The organism is Roseomonas sp. CAU 1739 (assembly GCF_039839775.1).
Lineage (GTDB): Bacteria > Pseudomonadota > Alphaproteobacteria > Acetobacterales > Acetobacteraceae > Neoroseomonas.
On record NZ_JBDOQQ010000002.1, the window covers coordinates 1 to 19,425 of the forward strand.

The 19,425-nt window shown below is 64.7% G+C and carries 19 protein-coding genes, 1 tRNA gene and 1 pseudogene; 13 read left to right on the forward strand and 8 right to left on the reverse strand.

The features are described 5' to 3' along the window. The 6 genes and pseudogenes from AAFN86_RS03585 to dndA all read left to right on the forward strand — a co-directional run. Nucleotides 1–106, forward strand: a pseudogene (locus tag AAFN86_RS03585) (IS5/IS1182 family transposase); the annotation flags it as partial. A gap of 163 nt (nt 107–269) precedes the next feature. Continuing rightward, complete coding sequence (gene dndB, locus AAFN86_RS03590; RefSeq protein ID WP_347541859.1) at nt 270–1,382, forward strand: DNA sulfur modification protein DndB; 1,113 nt, start codon at nt 270–272, stop codon at nt 1,380–1,382. Further along, a complete protein-coding gene (gene dndC, locus AAFN86_RS03595; protein WP_347541860.1) occupies nt 1,382–2,869 on the forward strand; it encodes a DNA phosphorothioation system sulfurtransferase DndC in 1,488 nt (495 codons plus the stop codon). The genes dndB and dndC overlap by 1 nt, the downstream gene beginning before the upstream one ends. Beyond that, on the forward strand, nt 2,866–4,881 hold the full coding sequence (dndD, locus tag AAFN86_RS03600; protein ID WP_347541861.1) for a DNA sulfur modification protein DndD: 2,016 nt from the start codon (nt 2,866–2,868) through the stop codon (nt 4,879–4,881). The genes dndC and dndD overlap by 4 nt, the downstream gene beginning before the upstream one ends. Continuing rightward, on the forward strand, nt 4,862–5,239 hold the full coding sequence (gene dndE, locus AAFN86_RS03605; RefSeq protein ID WP_347541862.1) for a DNA sulfur modification protein DndE: 378 nt from the start codon (nt 4,862–4,864) through the stop codon (nt 5,237–5,239). The genes dndD and dndE overlap by 20 nt, the downstream gene beginning before the upstream one ends. Nucleotides 5,240–5,249: 10 nt before the next feature. After that, complete coding sequence (gene dndA, locus AAFN86_RS03610) at nt 5,250–6,416, forward strand: cysteine desulfurase DndA (protein WP_347541863.1); 1,167 nt, start codon at nt 5,250–5,252, stop codon at nt 6,414–6,416. 6 nt (nt 6,417–6,422) lie between these two features. Here dndA and AAFN86_RS03615 read toward each other — a convergent pair whose 3' ends face one another. The 6 genes from AAFN86_RS03615 to AAFN86_RS03640 form a co-directional block, all read right to left on the reverse strand. After that, nucleotides 6,423–8,240, reverse strand: a complete 1,818-nt coding sequence (locus AAFN86_RS03615; protein WP_347541864.1) for a DUF262 domain-containing HNH endonuclease family protein — start codon at nt 8,238–8,240, stop codon at nt 6,423–6,425. 21 nt (nt 8,241–8,261) lie between these two features. Beyond that, a complete protein-coding gene (locus AAFN86_RS03620; protein ID WP_347541865.1) occupies nt 8,262–8,726 on the reverse strand; it encodes a hypothetical protein in 465 nt (154 codons plus the stop codon). Further along, nucleotides 8,723–10,660, reverse strand: coding sequence for an AAA family ATPase (locus AAFN86_RS03625; protein ID WP_347541866.1), 1,938 nt, complete (start codon nt 10,658–10,660; stop codon nt 8,723–8,725). The genes AAFN86_RS03620 and AAFN86_RS03625 overlap by 4 nt, the downstream gene beginning before the upstream one ends. A gap of 1 nt (nt 10,661) precedes the next feature. Further along, nucleotides 10,662–10,805 carry a hypothetical protein gene (locus AAFN86_RS03630; RefSeq protein ID WP_347541867.1) on the reverse strand — a complete coding sequence of 48 codons (144 nt, stop codon included), beginning with the start codon at nt 10,803–10,805 and terminating at the stop codon, nt 10,662–10,664. A 92-nt stretch (nt 10,806–10,897) separates the two neighbouring features. Further along, nucleotides 10,898–12,817, reverse strand: coding sequence for a DEAD/DEAH box helicase family protein (locus tag AAFN86_RS03635; RefSeq protein ID WP_347541868.1), 1,920 nt, complete (start codon nt 12,815–12,817; stop codon nt 10,898–10,900). Between the two features lie 480 nt (nt 12,818–13,297). After that, nucleotides 13,298–13,372: transfer RNA gene (locus AAFN86_RS03640), tRNA-Gly, on the reverse strand. A 137-nt stretch (nt 13,373–13,509) separates the two neighbouring features. On the opposite strand from AAFN86_RS03640, the gene AAFN86_RS03645 reads away from it, so the two are divergent. Further along, nucleotides 13,510–14,481 (forward strand): tripartite tricarboxylate transporter substrate binding protein, encoded by a 972-nt coding sequence (locus AAFN86_RS03645; protein WP_347541869.1) that lies wholly within the window; start codon nt 13,510–13,512, stop codon nt 14,479–14,481. After that, nucleotides 14,482–14,988, forward strand: a complete 507-nt coding sequence (locus AAFN86_RS03650; protein WP_347541870.1) for a prolyl-tRNA synthetase associated domain-containing protein — start codon at nt 14,482–14,484, stop codon at nt 14,986–14,988. Nucleotides 14,989–14,996: 8 nt separating this feature from the next. On the opposite strand, the gene AAFN86_RS03655 is transcribed toward AAFN86_RS03650, so the two are convergent. Continuing rightward, nucleotides 14,997–15,584, reverse strand: coding sequence for a 2'-5' RNA ligase family protein (locus AAFN86_RS03655; RefSeq protein WP_347541871.1), 588 nt, complete (start codon nt 15,582–15,584; stop codon nt 14,997–14,999). A 134-nt stretch (nt 15,585–15,718) separates the two neighbouring features. Between AAFN86_RS03655 and AAFN86_RS03660 the strand changes: the two genes are divergently transcribed. From AAFN86_RS03660 to AAFN86_RS03675, 4 genes are read left to right on the forward strand one after another with little or no spacing between them, the layout of a single operon-like run. Further along, complete coding sequence (locus tag AAFN86_RS03660; RefSeq protein ID WP_347541872.1) at nt 15,719–16,657, forward strand: tetratricopeptide repeat protein; 939 nt, start codon at nt 15,719–15,721, stop codon at nt 16,655–16,657. A 6-nt stretch (nt 16,658–16,663) separates the two neighbouring features. Further along, a complete protein-coding gene (locus AAFN86_RS03665; protein ID WP_347541873.1) occupies nt 16,664–17,329 on the forward strand; it encodes an LON peptidase substrate-binding domain-containing protein in 666 nt (221 codons plus the stop codon). A 12-nt stretch (nt 17,330–17,341) separates the two neighbouring features. After that, nucleotides 17,342–17,539 carry a Trm112 family protein gene (locus AAFN86_RS03670; RefSeq protein WP_347541874.1) on the forward strand — a complete coding sequence of 66 codons (198 nt, stop codon included), beginning with the start codon at nt 17,342–17,344 and terminating at the stop codon, nt 17,537–17,539. A gap of 4 nt (nt 17,540–17,543) precedes the next feature. Beyond that, nucleotides 17,544–17,909, forward strand: coding sequence for a DUF971 domain-containing protein (locus tag AAFN86_RS03675; protein ID WP_347541875.1), 366 nt, complete (start codon nt 17,544–17,546; stop codon nt 17,907–17,909). A gap of 26 nt (nt 17,910–17,935) precedes the next feature. Here the strand turns inward: AAFN86_RS03675 and AAFN86_RS03680 are convergent, their stop codons facing one another. After that, nucleotides 17,936–18,619 (reverse strand): class I SAM-dependent methyltransferase, encoded by a 684-nt coding sequence (locus AAFN86_RS03680; protein ID WP_347541876.1) that lies wholly within the window; start codon nt 18,617–18,619, stop codon nt 17,936–17,938. Nucleotides 18,620–18,687: 68 nt separating this feature from the next. On the opposite strand from AAFN86_RS03680, the gene gloB reads away from it, so the two are divergent. Further along, on the forward strand, nt 18,688–19,413 hold the full coding sequence (gene gloB, locus AAFN86_RS03685) for a hydroxyacylglutathione hydrolase (RefSeq protein WP_347541877.1): 726 nt from the start codon (nt 18,688–18,690) through the stop codon (nt 19,411–19,413). Nucleotides 19,414–19,425 lie beyond the last annotated feature (12 nt).

The following is a 19,425-nucleotide window of genomic DNA, read 5'->3' on the forward strand; positions in this document are numbered from 1 at the left end:
CTCCAAGCTCAAGCAGTTCCGCCGCGTCGCCACACGCTACGAAAAGACCGCCCGCAACTTCCTCGCCGTCGTCACCATCGCCGCCACCATCCTTTGGCTCAGGTAACTGTCCACGGAACCTAGGGCAACGCATCGCACGCGGCAGCAGACTTACTTCCGAGCCGCATCCGGAAGTCGAATTCCAGCAGAAATATGACGTCCGCAACTCCAAAATTGACTTCCTGACGATTCGCAGGTATTCATGGTTAGGTGCACCGGATCACGGGTCGATGGACGGAAACAGCTTGGATTTCACCGCTATCCGCGGCGTGCAGGCCGGCAGCGCCTACTACGTCATCATGGTGCCGCTGAAGGTGGTTCCACGGTTGTTCAAATTCGATGACGAGGCCATGCCTGCCGAGCTTCGCGCGCAACGGGTCCTGAACAAGGCGCGGGTTCCAGCCATCGCGACCTACATCACCAACAATGCGTCCGAGTACATCCTTTCGTCGCTCTGCGCTTCAATCGACGGAGAGATTGAATTTGAGCCCGCCGCAGCGGATGGGTCCTTGCGAGCCGTTGGCAAGCTCCGCATTGCAATGTCCGCCACAATTCTCATCAACGATGGCCAGCACCGGCGCGCGGCAATCGAAGAGGCCATCCGGGAGCGGCCGCTGCTTGGCGACGAAACCATCTCGGTCGTGGTCTTTGCGGATCGCGGCCTGAAGCGATCGCAGCAGATGTTCGCCGACCTGAACATCCATGCCGTCCGGCCGACTAAGTCGATCAAGCTGCTCTACAACCATCGCGACGCCCTGGCCGCTCTTTCCCGCGGCGTCGTGGCGGCCGTGCCGCTCTTCAGGGATTTCACCTGCTACGACAGCAGCAGCATCTCCAACCGCTCGATCAAGCTGTTCACCCTCAGCAGCCTGCACCAGGCGACGGCCGAATTGATCGGCAAAAGCAGCGTGGGCCAGGTTGAAGCAACGGACAAGGATCTCGCGATTGCCTTCTGGACAGAGGTGATCGCCAACATGCCTGATTGGCAGAGAGTTGGAACGCGTGAGGTCGCCGCCTATGAGCTGCGCCGCGACTACATCCACGCGCACGGCGTTGCGGTTCAAGCGATCGCGGCCGCTGGGGCGCAGTTGATCAAGAGCGCGCCGAAGGATTGGGGTGCGCGGTTGACCAAACTGCGCACGATTGACTGGTCCCGTGCAAATCGGGGGCTTTGGGACAATCGCGCGCTCGTCGCCGGCAAAGTGAATAAATCGAAGAATAACGTCACGCTCGTAACGAATATCGTCATGAAGGCTTTGGGGCTGCCGCTGTCGGTCGAGGCCCAGCGGGTCGAGGACATGTACGCCCCGTCGACCGACGTCTCGTTCAAGGCCGCTAGCTGATGGCACGCAACTCGCCTCTGGACGGAGCGGTAATTGAAGACCGGTGCCGGGAAATCCGGGAGGTCTATCTTTCCGACAATCGGCCCTGGGTCATCGGCTATTCCGGCGGCAAGGATTCGACCTGCGCGCTCCAGCTCGTTTGGACGGCCTTGCTCGGCCTCTCGCCTGAGCAGCGTACGAAGCCGGTCTATGTGATTACCTCCGACACCTTGGTCGAGACGCCGGTGGTCGTCCGCTACATCGACGTCACCCTGGCGCGCATCGCCGCGGCGGCGGCAGAGCAAAGTCTTCCGATCAAGACCGAGAAGGTGACGCCAAACGTCGACCGGAGCTTCTGGGTTAACCTGATCGGCCGCGGATATCCGGCGCCCTCGCGGCGGTTTCGCTGGTGCACCGAACGCCTGAAAATCGAGCCTGCCAACGACTTTATCAAGGCGCGGGTGGCCGAGTTCGGCGAGGTCGTCATGGTGCTCGGCGTTCGCTCCTCCGAAAGTGCGACCCGTGCTCAGGTCATGTCGTTCCACCGCATCAAGGGCTCGGTGCTGTCGCGGCATTCGTCGCTGCAAAATGCGTTCGTGTACGGGCCGATCGAAGCTTTTTCGACGGACGACGTCTGGACTTACCTGCTGCAAAGCCCGTCCCCCTGGGGCAACGACAATCGCGACCTTGTGGCGATGTACCGTAACGCCCAGGCCGGCGAGTGTCCGTTGGTTGTGGACAAGACGACGCCGAGCTGTGGCAACTCACGGTTTGGGTGTTGGGTATGCACGGTCGTCGAGCGGGATCGCTCGATGGAGGCGATGATCGACTCTGGCGAGGACTGGCTTGAGCCGTTGCTGGAGTTTCGAGACCTCCTCGCTGAAACCCAAACACCCGAGAAGAAAAGGCTCTACCGGGAGTTCCGTCGGCGGAACGGCCATGTGGCGTTCATCCGGGGAACCGACACGCCTGTGCCCGGGCCCTACACGCTCGACTTCTGCAAGACGCTCTTGGAGCGCTTGCTCGAAACGCAGGTGAAGGTGCAACGCGAGGCGCCCCCTGGTGACGACACCCTGCTCATTCATGACGCGGAACTGCATGAGATCCGGCGCATCTGGCGCGCCGAGCGGGGCGATTGGGCCGACTCCGTTCCCGCCATCGTTCGGGCAGAGCTCGGCCGCGATCTCGACTGGGTTATGGAGGACAGCGTCAGCTTCACGGCTGAAGACAGTCGGCTGCTCGATGAGGTCTGCCATGACCATTCGGTTCCGACCGAGCTGGTCATCCGGCTGCTCGATGTGGAACGCGCCGCTCATGGCCTGAAGCGCCGCCACGCGATCCACACCCGTATTGAAGAGCTGTTCCGACAGGAGTGGCGTGATCTCGACTTGGTTTTGCAGGAGCGCTTGGCGAGCCGACCCGCTGACGCCGCCGACGTTGACGACATCGACGAGGCGGTTGAGCCGGAATTGCCCTTCCTCGACGCACAGACGGAGGGGGCGCGGTGATCCTGCGAAATGTCCGACTTGAGGACTTCGGCCTCTACGTCGGGGTCACGGATTTCGACCTGATTCCACGGCGGCGGCTTGGCGGCCCGACCCCGATCATTCTGATCGGCGGGAAGAACGGCGCCGGAAAGACAACGCTTTTGGAAGCGGTTCGGCTGGCTCTCTACGGTCGGCGCGCCCTCGGCGCTCGCGTCGGCCAGGCGGACTACGAGGCCTACCTACGCGAACGCATCAACCGCAACGCCTCGACGCAGGCGGCCGCTGTGGCGCTGGAATTCGACTATGCCGAAGCGGGTACCGTTCATCGCTACCGTGTCCGCAGAGAGTGGGCGGTCCGAGGCAAGAGCTTGGTCGAGAGCCTGCTGCTCGACAAGGACGGTTCCGCGATCGCCTCCGTCCCACGGGAGGAATGGCATCACTTCCTGCAGGAGCTGATACCGCCGGGCGTTTCGCAGCTGTTCTTCTTCGACGGCGAGAAGATCGGCGAGCTCGCCGACGGCGAGGAGGACAATGAGCAATTGGCCGAAGCCGTTCGGGGCTTGCTCGGGATCGAACTCGTCGGGCGCTTGCGGACAGACCTCGGACTCTATCTCGCGCGGCATCAGCGACACGATGATGGCGCCCTGTCGGCGCGGCTGGAAAGCGTCATCCGCGACATCGGGATCGCGGAACGGAACGCCTCCGTGCTGGCTGATGAGGTCGCTGAACTCACCTCGAGCCGTGACTCCCAGGCGCGCGCTGCGGAGCAGGTGAGACGCAGGTTTGTCGCCGAAGGAGGCGACGCGGCGGTTCATCGCGCCCGGATAGAGGCAGAACGGGGTGAAGTTCAGCGCGCGATAAGCCGAGGCGAGCACGAGCTTCGGGAACTCGCCAACAAACTGCTTCCATTCGCGATGGCGCCCAAGCTCATCAGCGCATTCCGCATGGCACTGCATCGGGCCAGCGGGACCGACGGCCAGCAACTATCAGCGGAAGCGATCGAAGATGCGGTGATGGCGTGGCGCGCCGGTGATGGACCGGAGCGACAGGCGCACTGGAATGAAAAGCACTGGGCTGATCTTCGTCGATTCCTGGCGCTTCAAGTGCGACCAGCGCCGTCGGCGCTCACCTCGCCCGCGTTCCGGGAAGTGGGCGATGGGGCGACCGCGCTATCCCGCCTCGCGGAGGTGGGCACCGTGGTGCGGCCGCGGGCGATCGCGCTTTTGGATGAACTCGATGCTCTTGCTCGACGCAGCCGTGAGTTGGACGTTTCCCTTTCCCGCGCCGACAACGCAGCGTCGGGAGTGATACTGGACGAGCTGCGCCTGGCCGATCAAAGGGTGGGATCGACTGAAGCCACCCTCAAAGCGCGGCAGGAAGAGCTCAAGCTCGTTCGCGGTCAACTGGTCACCCTGGAGCGTGAGCGTCGTCGTCTTTTGGAAGAGCAGGCCGGTTCGACCGCCGCGACCCAGAGGGCGGAGCTCGCCGCCAGGGCGGCGCAGGCGTTGGCAGACTACGAACGCCGTCTCTTGGACCACAAGCTCATGCAACTGCGAGCGGAGTTCGTGCGCTGCTTCAATCGGCTCGTCCGGAAGGACGACCTGATCGCCGATGTCCGAATCGACGTGAACTCGTTCGCCACCACCCTGTTCGACAGCGATGGGCGAGAGGTCCCGAAGGCCGCACTTTCGGCAGGCGAAAAGCAGGTCTACGCGATCGCCATGCTTTGGGCGCTCGCACGAACCAGCGGTCGGCCGCTTCCGATGATCATCGACACGCCGTTGGCGCGGCTCGATTCCGAGCACCGGTCCAATCTTGTCGAGCGCTATTTCCCAGCCGCGTCGCATCAGGTCATCCTGCTGTCGACGGACACCGAGATCGACGACCGGCTGATCAAGAGCCTCGAAGCGAGTGTCTCTCATGCTTACCGGCTCGACTATGATCCCGCCTGCGGCCGCACGGTGGCCTCGCACGGATACTTCGCAGACGCAGACCTGAAGCGGGAGGCTCGGCGTGCACTACAGCAAGCTTAGGATCTCGGCAGACGCCACCAGCAAGCTGCGATCGCTCCGACAACGCACCGGGGTGACGCCTAACCTCCTCTGTCGGATGGCGATCATGTTGTCGCTTGAGGAAGGACCGCTCGGCGGCGCCGTGATCCCCGACGAAGACGGCTCGGAGTTCAACGCCTACACGCTCACGGGTGAGTATGCGGCTTTAATCGCAGCCTTGTTGCGGTTCGTCGAAGAGGGACACGAGCCCGAGGCACCGCTTGAGGACTCGATGTTGCTCGATCGCCTGCGGGGGCACATTCACCGGGGCGTCGGGACCTTGTCAGTGCGGGCGAAGTCGCCAGCAGACATCCTTCGCCTCCTGCCCGCAGCCGCCTGACAGCCACCTCATGCCCAATCCCATCTATCTCGACCACAATGCGACGACGCCGATCGATCCGGCGGTCGTAGCCGCGATGGAGCCCTATCTGCGGGAGGTGTTCGGCAATCCTTCGAGCGTCGAACATGCCCACGGGCATGCGGCGGCTTCGGCGGTCGATCGGGCCCGCGCGCAGGTGGCCGAGGCCCTCGGCGCCCAGCCTAAGGAAATCGTGTTCACGGGCAGCTGCACCGAGGCGAACAACTTAGCGATCCTGGGCGTCGCGCGCGCCCACGCCGACAAGAAGCACATTGTCACCAGCGCCATCGAGCATCCCGCGATCCTCGAGCCAGCCCGGGCACTGCAGCAGGACGGTTGGCGGGTCACCTATTTGCCCGTGGACGAGATGGGCCAAGTGAGCGTCGCAGCCGTCGCCAGTGCGATCCAGACCGACACCGCCTTGGTTTCGATCATGGCGGCGAACAACGAAGTCGGCACGCTGCAGCCTATTCGCGCGATCGGTGAAGTCTGCGAAGCGCGCGGCGTGCTCTTCCACACCGACCTCGCCCAGTTTGTCGCCTATGGCGAGGTGAACGTCGAGCGGGACCACATCCACCTGGCCAGCGTGTCCGCCCACAAGGCTTACGGCCCCAAGGGGATTGGGGCGTTCTACGTCCGCGCCCGCAAACCGAAGGCTCGCGTCGCGCCGATCCTCTTTGGCGGCGGTCAGGAACGGGGATTGCGGCCCGGGACCTTGAACACGGCGGCCATCATCGGCATGGGCGAAGCCCTCTCAATCGCGCGGCGTTCGGCGGAAACGGAGGGCCGGCGCCTACGCACCATGTGCGACACGTTCCGCGATCGGCTGCTCGCCGGTTTGCCCGCTGCCACCCTTAATGGGCATCCGGTGGAGCGGCTGGCGAACAACCTGTCGTTCTCGATCGAGGGGGTCGAGCCCTTAGCCCTGATCCGCAACTTGCGGGAGGATCTGAGCTTCTCTGCGTCGAGCGCATGTGCGACCGATAAGATCGAGACCTCGCACGTATTGAAGGCCATGTTTGGAGATACGGCGCGGGCGCGAACCGCGTTTCGGATCGCGCCCGGACGTCACACCCGGCAAGAGGATATGGATCGCGCCTTCGACCTCATCGTCGCCGAGGCGAGGCTGCTCACCAGCTTCGCGCGGCCCGCAGCCTGAGCTGCGTCAGGCCGTCATTCGAAAGACCTTCAAGGCGACCTTCTCCAAGTCGGTCTGCCGCGCCTCGACGACCGCGGCGGTCCAGGCGGTGTTCTTGGCGATTTCCTGATTGAGGCCGACCAGGGACTTCTCGAAGATGGTCTTCTTTTTCGAGAAGGGCTTGTTGCCGGCGGCGTCGTTGTCGGTGGAGCCGAGAAGCGTCAGGTTGCCCAGAGTGTCGAGCAACGGTTCGAGCGTCCCGTCGGCCGGCGACGCCTTCTCTGGATAGACGTGCTCCACCGTCGTGGCTGACGGGTCGAACACGACCATCTTGTCGAGGCACTTGGGCGCGCCCTTCGCTCCGGCGCGATACCAGCGCAGATAGCTCTCCAGCGTGATGAGTAGGTACTTCAGAGGCTTATTGGTCAGCTCCCGCGAATACATCATGCCCTGAAGGCGGCTTTTGAAGACCATGTCGTTGGCGCTCTTGTCCAGGAGCCCCTGAAGCTCTTTTCTTAGCTCGGCGATCTTGTAGGACGTCGACGCTTTGCGAATTTTGACCGCCTGGGCGTGATAGATGCTCGTGGCGGCGCCGATATGGGCGTCGCAAATGATCTTGTAGCGGAACATGAGCCGCTCGAGCATCTGAACGACCTCGGCAAAGTCCTTCTCGACGAGTTGGGCGGCCGCCAGCAACAAGGGCATGCAGTTGGTGTGCTTGAGCTCGTTGATGAGCAGCCCCAGACGGCTACGGTCCCAGGCGGTGACCTTGGTGCTGGAAGGGAAGGGCCATTCGCCGCCCTGAAGCTTCACGAGGAGATTGATCTCGACGTGAAGCCGTTGGACTTTGGCGACCACCTCTTGCACCGCGCTTGCGGACAGCGGAAGGCTGGCGAGCTCAGGAAAGCAGCCTGCGAGGAACTCGTCCAGCAAGGTGGTTTTGCCGGGCCGCTTGCCGATCATGGAGGCGTAGATCGAACGCAGCTGCTGTTCGACGACCTCCGGCGGCTCGCCCAAGATGGTGTCCCAGGTTTCCTCTACGCTCTGCATCTGAGCGCTGGTGGCGACGCCGTCGAGCGCCTCCAGAAGCTGCGCCCGCAGGAGCTCCCCTTCGGTGAGGCCGGTCCCGCGATCATTGAGTACTCGGAACAGGCGATAGGCCTCCGCCTTAGAGTCCGTGATCATATGGATGAGGATCCAGTCCTCCTCCATCACGGTGTCGACCCGCGACAAGGCCTCCGCCTTCGCAACGTCCGCGCTCTCGGCGGCGACAATTTGCGCCAGCTTCGCGCCGATCCGGTCCCACGCCTGCTTCAGAAGTTTGTGCGAGGTGCGGCTCGTGGTCGGGTTTCGCCCCTCGATCAGATCCTTGAAGAAGACCAGATCGGGTTTTGAAAGCTCCAGGCGGTCAATCTCGACCACCTGGAGTTTGATCTTGTCCTCGTACCGCTCGTATTTGGCCTTCAACGTCTTGGCGAACGCCTGGAGGAATTCCTTCGGATTATCGGCCGCACTGGTGTCGACGGCGTCCGCCAGCTGCAAGGCCGCATTCCTCAGTTGGGCCGCCAACATGAAGAACGACGCCAGCCGCTGCTGGCCGTCGATGACTTCCATGTTTTGCCGAGAGCTGCCTTCAACATTGGTCCGCACAGTGACCAGACCGCCAAAGAAGTGCTCCCGGGTCGTTCCCGCGGCTCGCGCCTTCACGCAAAGCTCCAGGTCCGTCAGGAAGTCGGCGATCTGCTCGGCATCCCAGGCGTAGTAGCGCTGATAGCGCGGCACACGGAAGATGAGGTTGGTGCCGAAGAGGTGGCCGACGCTCTCAAGCGCGGGATGGATCGACATGTTCTGGGAACTCTTTCAAGCTCAGGCTTCGGCCGACTCGGCGCCGACATGCCAGAAGCGATGATAGGCGACCAGGAACTCCTCGATCGTGCTCGGCGGCATGATCTTGTCCTGGATGAGGGCTAAGCCTGCGGCGGCGTAGAGGTTCAGCAGCTTGTTGCCGTCATTGTTCAGGCGCGTGGCGGACGTCGGATCGATCAGGCGAGTCATCTCGCGTTCAATACTGGCACGGTCCTCGGCCAGGATGTCCTTACGGTCAAGTTCCGCGTCGATGAGGAGCCCGGCGATGATGTCGGCCTGGCCTTTGAAGTCGTCCGGATAGCCATTGAGGAACGGGTCGCTGTCAAGCTCCTCCGGAGCCCCGACTTTGCGGGCGTCCAGCCCCGCCATCAGGCAACAGTAGTAGGCGTCGAACATCAGGAACTTCGGCGGAGAGATGATCCCCCGGAAGAAGGTTCGGCCGGCTTGGCTGATGACGAAGCTCATGCTGCGGCCTCGACCTGGTGGAAGGCCTGGAAGAACGGCAGCCCGTCGCGGACTTCCGTACGCTCGTCATCGGCGCGCCAGAGCGTGATGTAGCGCACGCTCTCGCGGCCATAGAAGGCGTCGGCGAAGCCTTCCCGTTCGCTGGAGATCACGAACATGATCATCTGATCGAACAGGTCCGGGATCAGATCCCCAACTTCCCGCCGGACGGCCGTGTCGAGGGAGACCGCCGGGCTGTCGACGATGAAGGGCAATTTGTAGGGCGCCTCGGTTAGCAGAGATGTCAGGAACGCATAGGCGACCGCCAAGCTCTGGCCTTCGCTGACGCCTGCCTTGGACGCCAGTCCTCCAGCGCCGAGCTCCAGGGAACCGCCGATCCGCGCCACCTGAAGGGACTCGCTGGGGACGAACTGGACGAGCTTTTCATTGGTGGCGAGACGGACGCGCTCGCGCAGCCGTTCAAGCGCAAGCGTCGCGACCGTGCTCACCAGCTCCTTCACCCGCTCGGACTGGAGTACAAAGCGCAGGGTGTCGGTCGCGGTCGCGAGCTTCTCCTGACACCGCTTCACCTCCGCATCGCAGAGCGCGATGTTGTTTTCGTCAGTGGCGCCCAATACCCGCTGCCGGATCGGATCGCGGGTGGTGAGCTTCTCGAGCCTGGTTTCCGAAGCTTCAAGGTCGTGGCCGAGCTGCCTCACCTCTTCGCGCAGACCCTCAAGCTCCGTGTCGCCAGCTTCGACCCGTTCAAGCTCCAACTGGTCATGCGCCATCTTATTGCGCCTCAGATTCCGGAGCGCTCCGTTTAGCGTCGTCGCAACGGTGGTGTATTCGCTGGCGTCGGCGCTGCTCTCCCGGAGCGCCAGCTTCATCTTGTTGATGACCAAGATCTGGTCCTCGGCCAGATAGCTCTCGGCACGAGACAGGATCGCCGCTTTGAACGGCGGCGTGATCTCCCTACCGCAAACGCACTCGGGCTGTTCCGCCAGTTCCTTGAAGAACTCAGCGGAGATCGTTTTGGGAAGCTTGAGGCGGGTGAGCTTCTCGCCGAGCGCTCGGAGCCGTTCTACGACCTTCGGATGGACCTTGGCCGGCGAGCGCAAGACGCTCATGCCCTGCGTCGTCGCCTCGAAGATGGCGCGGTCGATCGCTTCGCGTTCGGTGTCCAACTGCGCCTTGCGCTGCTTGAGCGCATCGTCCTGCTCAATTCGCTCGTTGATCTCGGCCGCCAGCTTTGTCCGCCGCGCCTCCATCTCCTTGCGACGCTTCTGGAGATCGCGCTGCTCGGCCGCCAAGGCCGTCTTGCGCCCGACGGCGGCGTCGTAGGCGCGTTTCCAACGGGTGACGCCCTTGCGTTCTGTCGCAGTGGAGACCGCCGCCGCGCGCTGCTGCTGTTCTTCTACCAATCGCCCAATCTGTACGTTCAGGTGTTCCAGCCGGTCCAACCGGTAGAGGGTGCGGATCGCCATCGCCGCGCGGTCCTTGCCGACCGCACGAATCTCCTTGGCCAACTCCCCGTCGAAGACGAAAAGCCGGGTGAAGTCGGGGGTAAGGAGCCGCTTCAGATCGATCGGAAGGGAAAGCCCCTCTTCCAGTCCGCCGGTTCGAACTTCGGATCGAGCCGTCCAGTACTGATGGGTTCCATCCTTGAAATTCAATCTGAGCTGGATCCGAAAAGGCTTGCCGTCGATCGAGAGCCGCACCTCGAAAAGGCCGCTGTCGACATCGTCGGAGGCACGCAGGTCGCGGACGAAGTCCGGCGAAAGATTCTCGCCCGAGAATGCCGCTCTGAACAACGACATGGTGGTGGTCTTCCCCGTGCCGTTGGGCATCTGGATAAGGGTCCATCGGCCTGGAGCGCTCTCCAGGTCGATGTTGACCTCACGCAACCCGCCGCGAAGGTTCTCGTATCGCCAACCCAGGACGCGAATATTCACCTTAGTCCTCCAGGCCGTCGTCGACGGTGGCGAGTTCGATGACTTCCCGCACATCATCGTCGCCGAGGTTTGAGGTGGTCGCGTTCTCGATAAGCTTGCGCAGGCGCCGCCTGAATTCCGGCGATTGGTCAGCGGCCGCGGCCATGGCTTCCGTGACGGCGCTTTCTAGATCTGGATGCAAGGCTGCCAAAGCGGTCCCCCCGGGTTGTCAATTGCGGCGACGCAACGAGAAAATCCTTAATGCTGCATGCGCTGGGTGGCGGCCAGGTCTCGAAACCAGTCCCGCCGATCTTCGTCGGCGCTCAGCTCGCCCGTCGGGTCCTCTTTGTCGTCATGGTCCACACGAATGAAATCGACGACGGTGGCCCGCTTATCGGGATTGTTCGGATCGATCCTCAAGCAACGACCCAGGCGCTGCACAGTCTCCAGACGTGCGCGCGCCGACGCAAACAGTACGATGTTGTTGACCGATCGTATGTCGATCCCCTCAGAGATTCGATGGCAGGTTACGAGACAATCGAGCTCCCCGCGGGCAAACCGCCCCAGATTTGCACGGTCATCGTCCCCATAGTAGGTGTGGAAGTCGATGTTCTGCGCCATTAGGATGTCTTGCACGAGCATTCCATATTCAGCCGTCTCGACGAAGATCAGGGACCGCTGTAGGACTTCAGGGTGAGCTCTTACATAAGCCTGAAACGGCAGAATCTTCTGTTGAGAGAGCTTTCGGATGCGCGCGATGTCCTGATAGAGGGCCTCGATCGGTGGAGCTTCGCCAGCACGGGCCTTCGCATGATACCGACGGATCGCCTGGACTACGGCAGCTCGGTCCTCATCGGAGAACTCGTACTCCAACTCCACATAGTCGAAGCCGCATAGGATGCCCTTCTTGATTGCATCCTTGAGGCCGAACTCAAAAATGACCGGCCCGATCTCATCTTCGATGAAACGATTGCCATCGCCATCATACTCACGCTCCGGCGTTGCACTTAAGCCCAGCCTAAAGGCGAAAGGCTTTAAGCGTCCGGAAAGCGAGGCGACGAGACTGGGCGATCCTATCCCGTGAACCTCATCGCAGATAAGAAGAGCCTTCGTATACGAATTCGCGTGCAGTTTTGGGAGGATATCGGCGAGTGCTTGGCGCGACGCCAGCAAAATCGCGCCTTCCGGGTCATTGAGAAATGACTGGGCCTCGTGGTGCCTTTCATAGGCTCGAAAGACAGGCAGGCCGGTACGACGTACCAGTTCCTTATGCCACTGGTCGAGAAGGTCGGTGCCATAGGCGGCCACGACTGCAGTATTGATCGCGCCGCGCTCCTGAAGTTCTTCAGCGATGGTCAACGCCGTACGCGTCTTTCCCGTGCCAGTCGCCATCTCAAGGATCCCGGCTTTCGCCCTAAGAAATGCGGCGACCGCGTCGCGCTGGTGCTCCCACCGGGCAGCACTTTCTCTTTTCCCAGTGCGTGGCGCCGGGTAGGGCCGCCGCGAATGGGTCGTGAACTCGATCAGATTACGCCGAACTGCGTCAGGAAGCTCGTAGACGCGCAGATTGATATCCCCATTCCCCCAAATGAGGTTGAATCGCTCCTGTTCGTTTCGAACGCGGTTCGCTTCACGGTCATCGATCCAGGAGTAGAAAACGCTGATCGACTCGTAGTTCCGGAAGGCATTTTCGCTGTCGTTGGGCGAGCCGTGGAACGCGACGGCATCTTGCATCCCGTCTCGAAAGACGCCGAACTTGTCGTGAAAATCCCCGTCAAGCTCACCTGCGGGAATCGCGATTCGAAATTCCAGGAGCTCATCGGCGATCATCCAGGCAAGGGCCGCCAGAGTATCGTGGGCCAGGTCGTGCTCGAGATCCACAATCGTGCGCTCCAGGGCGGCCCGCAGTTTGGGATCGTTGCGGGCATCCGCCCCTTGGTTCAGGGCGGCGCAGTCCTCGCGATCCAACTTAGGGCTGGCGATGATCCGGGCCTTGCCGGCGTTGGTGGCGAGCGCAGCCAGACCCGTCGCAGCGAGCCGGAGCCAGTTCGACGTGAAGTAACCAACACCTCGATCGTAGCTTGTCGCGAGGGTCAGCGCCGGCACGTAAAAGAGCTCCAGGACCTTGTGAGTCGATGTCGTAAAGTGTGGCGTTGTAGGAAGTTCGCGAAGGCTCATGGTTCCGCCGAATCCCATAATCAATCTAAATTACAATTGGCGCTTGTCCAACGTGGATCGAGTGCATCGCCTACGAGGCGAACGCAGGCTGCTTGACGCGAGAGCGCCTATGAACTGGCCCAAATCGGTCTTGCCAACGTCGCCATGGGGGTATGGTCGGGGATAGTTGCGCCCCAAGCTACTGCTGCGCCTCAGGGAACTTAGCGTGCGATCAACGATTCGCAGCAATGAATGATTGCTGGGCCAATCGGATTACTGAATTTCGGACGCGGCCGCGGAAAAACAGGCCCATAGTTCAACGGCTTAAGCTTGAGGGTAAAATCGACCTACCCTCAAGGTTCGGAGACTCTCCGCTCTCTCCGGCCGAAATTCCGCGGTGGTTGCGCCCTCGAACCATCAAGGTCCACGCGCAAACCCCGGCCAAACCTGTGCCTCAGCGCAATGCACCGTGCAGGAGAGACAGGTTGTGAGAGAGAAGAATGGAGCGGGCGAAGGGATTCGAACCCTCGACCCCGACCTTGGCAAGGTCGTGCTCTACCCCTGAGCTACGCCCGCGCTCCGTGCGGGCCGGGCTAATGACATGGGCCGTTGGCGATTGCAAGCCACCCTCATGAGGATTCTGCCATTCCCCTCGACAGCCCGATGGCGCCGGCGCGATCATGCCCGCAACGACAACCCCGGGAGAATAGTTCATGGACCGCCGCACTGCCCTCGGCCTCGCTGCCGGGGCCCTTGTCGTGCCAGCCTTGCGCAAGGCCTCGGCCCAGACCTTCGACCATGCAGTCCGCTTCATCGTGCCGTTCGCCCCGGGTGGCACGTCGGACATCCTCGCCAGGCTGCTGTCCCCTGAACTGACGCGCGCCTTCGGCCAGAATGTCGTGGTCGAAAACCGCACCGGCGCCGGCGGCAACATCGGCGCCGACCTGGTCGCGAAATCCCCGCCCGACGGCCACACGCTGCTGGTCATCGACGTCTCGACGCTGGCGACGGCGCCCTCGCTCTACACCCGCCTGCCCTTCGACCTGAAGCGGGACCTCGCGCCGGTCACCATGCTGATCTACGCGCCCTACATCCTCGCGGTGCACCCGTCCCTGCCTGTGCAGAACGCGGCGGAACTGGTGGCCTATGCCAAGGCCAACCCGCAGCGGGTCAATATCGGCCACGCGGGGATCGGGGTGGGCAACCATCTCACCGGCCTGCTGGTGGCGCAGCATTGGGGGGCGGATCTCACCCAGGTGCCCTATCGCGGCGGCGCGGCCGCCCTTACCGCGGTGGCCGCGGGCGAAGCGCAGGTCATCATCAACGGCGCCACCGCCACCGCGCCTTTCTGCAAGCAAGGCACGCTGCGCGCCATCGCGGTGACCGGGCCAAACCGCCTGCCGGACTTCCCCGACGTGCCGACCTTCAAGGAACTCGGCTGGCCAGCGGCCGAATCGGGCACCTGGCAGGGCGTGCTCGCCCAGGGCGGCACGCCAGCCCCAATGGTCAACCGCATCTCCAACGAATTGCGCGCCGCCATGGCCGTGCCGGCAACCGCTGAACGCATTACCGCGCTCGGCGCCTTCAACCGCGTGGAAGGCCCGGACAGTTTCCGCACCTGGCTCAACAATGAGATCGAGGTATGGGCACGCGTGGTGCGCGCCAACAACATCAGACTGGACTGAATGCCCGAATCGCCCGAAGGCCTGCTCGCCCGCCTCGCCGCCGCCGGCATCGCCGCCGAGACCCGCCGCCACCCGCCCGTCTTCACGGTGGCGGAAAGCCGCGACCTGCGCGGCGAGCTGCCCGGGGGCCACACCAAGAACCTGTTCCTGAAGCCCGCCAAGGGCGACGGCCCCTTCCTGCTGGCCACGCTGAAGGAGGACCGGCAGGTCTCGATCAACGCGCTCGCCCGGTTGGCCGGCGCCGGCAAGGTGTCAATGGCCAGTGCCGCGGAACTGGACGCCACGCTCGGCGTGCCGCCTGGTTCCGTGACACCCTTCGGCTTGGTCAATGCCGCGCCCGGATCAGTCCGCTTCGTCCTGGATCGCTATCTGGCCGAAGGCTTCGACCGCATCTGGGTTCATCCGCTGACCAATGCGGCCAGCACCGGCCTCGCGCCCGCCGACCTGCTGCGCTTCCTGGCGGGTATCGGGCATCCGGCCACGCTGCTGGACCTCGACGCCGCCTGAGTCGCTTGTCACAGCGCGAAGGTCGCAACCGTCTCGAAGGCCAGCGTGGGATAGACGGTCTCGCGCACCAGTCGCAGCTGACGGACTTCCACCGACACGTCCAGCGCCTCCGGAATGCTAACCCGCGCCGCCTGGCGGAAGCGCGCAAGAGTCACATGCGTGATCCCCGGAAGGCGCACCGGGCGTTCGGGCAGCGCGCAGCCACCGGCCAGCCGGGCGCGCAAGGCCGCCAGCGGATTGATCCCGTCCAGCGCGACGATCGCCCGTGGAAAGGCGCGCAACCGGGCGAAGTGCATGCGGAACGGCGACGTCGCCCGGCAAGCGTCGGCAATGGCCCGCTGCCAGGTGGCACCGTGCCGGTCCCACAGGACGGCGGGGGGTGCGGAAAGCCGTTCCGCCACATCGATCAAGGGCAGCACCGTGACATGCAGGAAGGCGGGCGGAATGACATGCAAGGCCGCGTCACCATGCGCGCTGACCAATGCCTGCGCCGCCACCAGCCCCGGCTCCGCCGCGAGCCCGATCTGCAGCTGCCAGGCCTCGCAGCCCGTGCCATACAGCGGGTCCGCCTCGCCGCAAGTCGAGGTGACGCTCATCCCCTCCATCATCGCCCCCATGTTCCGCCAGCAGCATCCGGCTTGCTTCCCGCCGCGGACAGCGCATCTATGGGGCTGAACACCAGCCCGGCCGCCCACCCGCCGGACCCGCCAAGACCTGAGGAAAGCCTGCCATGGACGTGATCTTCGACCCCGCCCGCCAGGGTGCGCCCGCCGCCGCCGACGGCGTCATCAAGGACGGCGACCAGAAGACCTTCATGCAGGACGTCATCGAGGCATCGCGCCAGGTCCCCGTCCTGGTTGATTTCTGGGCAACCTGGTGCGGCCCCTGCAAGACCCTGACCCCGGCGATTGAAAAGGTGGTCAAGGCCGCCGCCGGCCGCGTCCGGCTGGTCAAGATCGACATCGACCAGAACCGCTCGCTGGTCCAGCAGTTGACCCAGATGGGCCTGCCGCTGCAATCCGTGCCGACCGTCGTCGCCTTCTGGCAGGGCCAGATCCTCGACCTGTTCCAGGGCGCGCTGCCTGAATCCGAAGTGAAGCGTTTCGTCGAAGGCCTGCTGAAATCCGCCGGCGGCCAGATGCCCACGGCCGACCTGCTCGCCGAGGCCGAGGCCGCCGTGGCCGAGGGCGACCACGCCGCCGCGCTCGAGCTGTTCGGCGCCCTGTCGCAGCAGGAACCGGAGAACGCCAAGGCATTGGCCGGCGTGGCCCGCGCACTGCTCGCGCTGGGCGAGGATGCGCAGGCGCTCGCCGTGCTCGACAGCGCGCCCGCGAAGATCAAGGAGGCCCCCGAGGTCACCGCCGCGCGCAGCGCCATCGAGATCGAGGTCGAAAGCCGCCGCGCCCGCGACCAGCTCACCCAGCACCAGGCCCGCGTCGATGCGGATGCCGACGACCACGCCGCGCGCATCGACCTCGCCATCGCGCTGTCCGCCAACGACCAGCGCGACGCCGCCGTGGACACGCTGATCGAAGCGATCCGCCGCGACCGCGCCTGGAACGAGGAAGCCGCGCGCAAGCAGCTGCTCAAGCTGTTCGACGCCTGGGGCTTCGACGACCCCGCCAGCAAGGCCGGCCGCCGCAAGCTGTCCGCCGTCCTGTTCCGCTGACGACCCATGCCGGCCTTCCACCCGCGCTTCGCAGACCTGCCGGAGGAGATCGCGGTCTTCCCGCTCTCCGGCGCTCTGCTGCTGCCGCAGGGAAGGCTGCCGCTCAACATCTTTGAGCCGCGCTACCTGGCGATGGCGCTCGACAGCCTGGCGCAGGGGCGGATGTTCGGCATGGTGCAGCCCGATGCGCAGAAGCCCCGCGGGGCGACTGGACCGGCGCTTTATCGCGTCGGCTGCCTCGGGCGCCTGTCCTCCTTCAGCGAGACGGATGACGGGCGGCTGCTGGTCACGCTCGCCGGGTTGATCCGCTTCCGCATCGCCGGGGAACTGCCGCTTGCCCCCGGCGGCTATCGCCGCGTGCGCACCGACTACGCCGAATTCGCCGCCGACCTGGTGGTTCAGGACGGCGCGCCGCCCTATGATCGGTCGGCATTGCTCGCCGCCCTGCGCCCCTATTTCCGCGCCCGCGGCATCGAGGCGAACTGGGACGCGGTGGAACAATCCGCCGACACCATGCTCGTCACCACCCTGTCCATGGTCTGCCCCTTCGAAGTGCCGGAGAAGCAGGCCCTCCTGGAAGCCCCCGACTGTGCGGAGCGTGCGCGCATGCTCGTCGCGCTGATGCGGATGGGGGCCGCCGCCAATGCGCCGCCCGAAGGGCGGCCGAGCTAAAGGACGACCGACATGTCCGACACCATCCAGCCCGGCGGCGCGGTCGATCCGCGCCTGCTCGAGATCCTGGTCTGCCCGGTGACCAAGGGCCCGCTGCGCTACGACCGCGAGAAGGGCGAACTGGTCAGCGACCGCGCCGGCCTCGCTTATCCGATCCGCGACGGCATCCCGATCATGCTGCCGGACGAGGCGCGCAAGATCGCCGGCTGAGCGCGTGGCCGCCCCCTCGGAAATCCGCCTCAAGCGGGCGGAGCAATTGCTTGAGGTCGCCTGGGCAGACGGCGCGCACTTCCGCCTGCCGGCCGAATACCTGCGCGTGGAAAGCCCCAGCGCGGAAGTGCAGGGGCACGGGCCGGGGCAGAAGGTGATCGTCCCGGGGCGGCGGCATGTCGGCATCATGCGGGTCGAACCGGTGGGCAACTACGCGGTGCGGATCGTATTCGACGATCTGCACGACACCGGCATCTATTCCTGGGCGTATCTGCGCACGCTGGGGATGGAGCAGGAAACGCGATGGGCGACCTACCTTGCGGAACTCGGGGCGCGCGGATTGTCGCGCGAACCGGCACGACGGGGGTGAGGGCTGGAGGGGTGGCGCGCCCCTCATCACGCCTCGACCACCACCTGCCGCCCCACCGCCACCCGCCCGGCCGGCGACCCGGCCAGCAGGTCCTTCCGCGCCTCGACGATCGCAAGCCCGGCATGGCGCGCCGGCCAGATCGCCCGGCCCGCCGTCTCCCACGCCCCGCCGGCGCGCAGGAACGGTGCGTAGGGCGGCACGTACAGCACCGAATCGCGCCGTTCGACATGGAACAGGTGCCGTTGCAGCAGCCGCGTCACCTGGCCAGGGGAATAAGGCTGGCCGTGCCCGAAGGGCGTGTGTTCGGCGTGCGCCCACAGGCCGCGGCGGTTGGGGGCCACCACCAGCAGCCGCCCGTCATCCTTCAGCACGCGCCAGACCTCGCGCAGCAGGCGGCGGGCGTTTTCGGTGATCTCCAGCCCATGGACCAACAGGACGCGATCGAAGGAAAGGTCGGGGAAGGGCATGGTGGCCTCCTCCGCAACCAGGGCGGTGGCGTCGCCGGCGATCTGCGCGGGGCTCAAGGCAATGGCGCGGACCGTCTCGGCCGACCACAGCGGCAAATACGGGGTGGTGTGCCCGATGCCGAGCAGCGCCTGGCCGCGCAGGGATGGCCACAGCACGCGCAGCCGGTGCGCCAGCAGCCGAGCGGCGGCCGCCCCGGCGGGGGAGGCGTAGAACGCGGCGAACCCGTGGACCTCTCCACCCATGCGGGGGATATAGAGGACGGAAGCGCGCAGGGGGATTCCCCCTCGCAGATGCTTGGGGAATGCGAGCCATGCCGATCACCGTCACCGGACTGCCCTGCCTGTCGGACAACTACACCTGGCTGCTGCGCGCGCCCGATGGGCGGCTGGCGATCTGCGACCCCGGGGAGGCCGCGCCGGTGATCGCCGCGGTGGATGCGGCCGGTGGCAAGCTCGACATCATCCTGCTGACGCATCACCACGGCGACCACGTCGCGGGCGTGGCGGACCTGGTGGCGCGCTACGGGTCGAAGGTGATGGGGGCGAAGGCGGATGCGCATCGGCTTCCCGCCCTCGACATTGTGGTGGAACCCGGCCAGCGCGTGGATGTGCTGGGCGTGCCGGCCGATGTGCTGGCCAGCGACGGGCATACCCGTGGCCACATCGCCTACCATTTCCGCGAATGCGGCATCCTGCTGTGCGGGGATACGCTGTTCTCGCTGGGCTGCGGGCGGCTGCTGGAAGGCACCGCGGCGGAGATGTTCGACAGCCTGCAGCTACTCGCTGCGCTGCCGCCGGAAACGCTGGTCTGCTGCGGCCACGAATACAGCGAGAGCAACGCCCGCTTCGCCCTGACGGTGGAACCCGAAAACCCCGCGCTGCGCGCCCGTGCCGACAAGATCGCGCAGCAGCGCGCCGAGGGCCGCGCCACCGTGCCGACGACGATCGGCGAGGAACTGGCCGCCAACCCCTTCCTGCGCGCGCGGGATGTCGCGACGCTGGCGCGCATCCGCACCGCCAAGGACAATTTCCGCTGAACCCGAGGAACG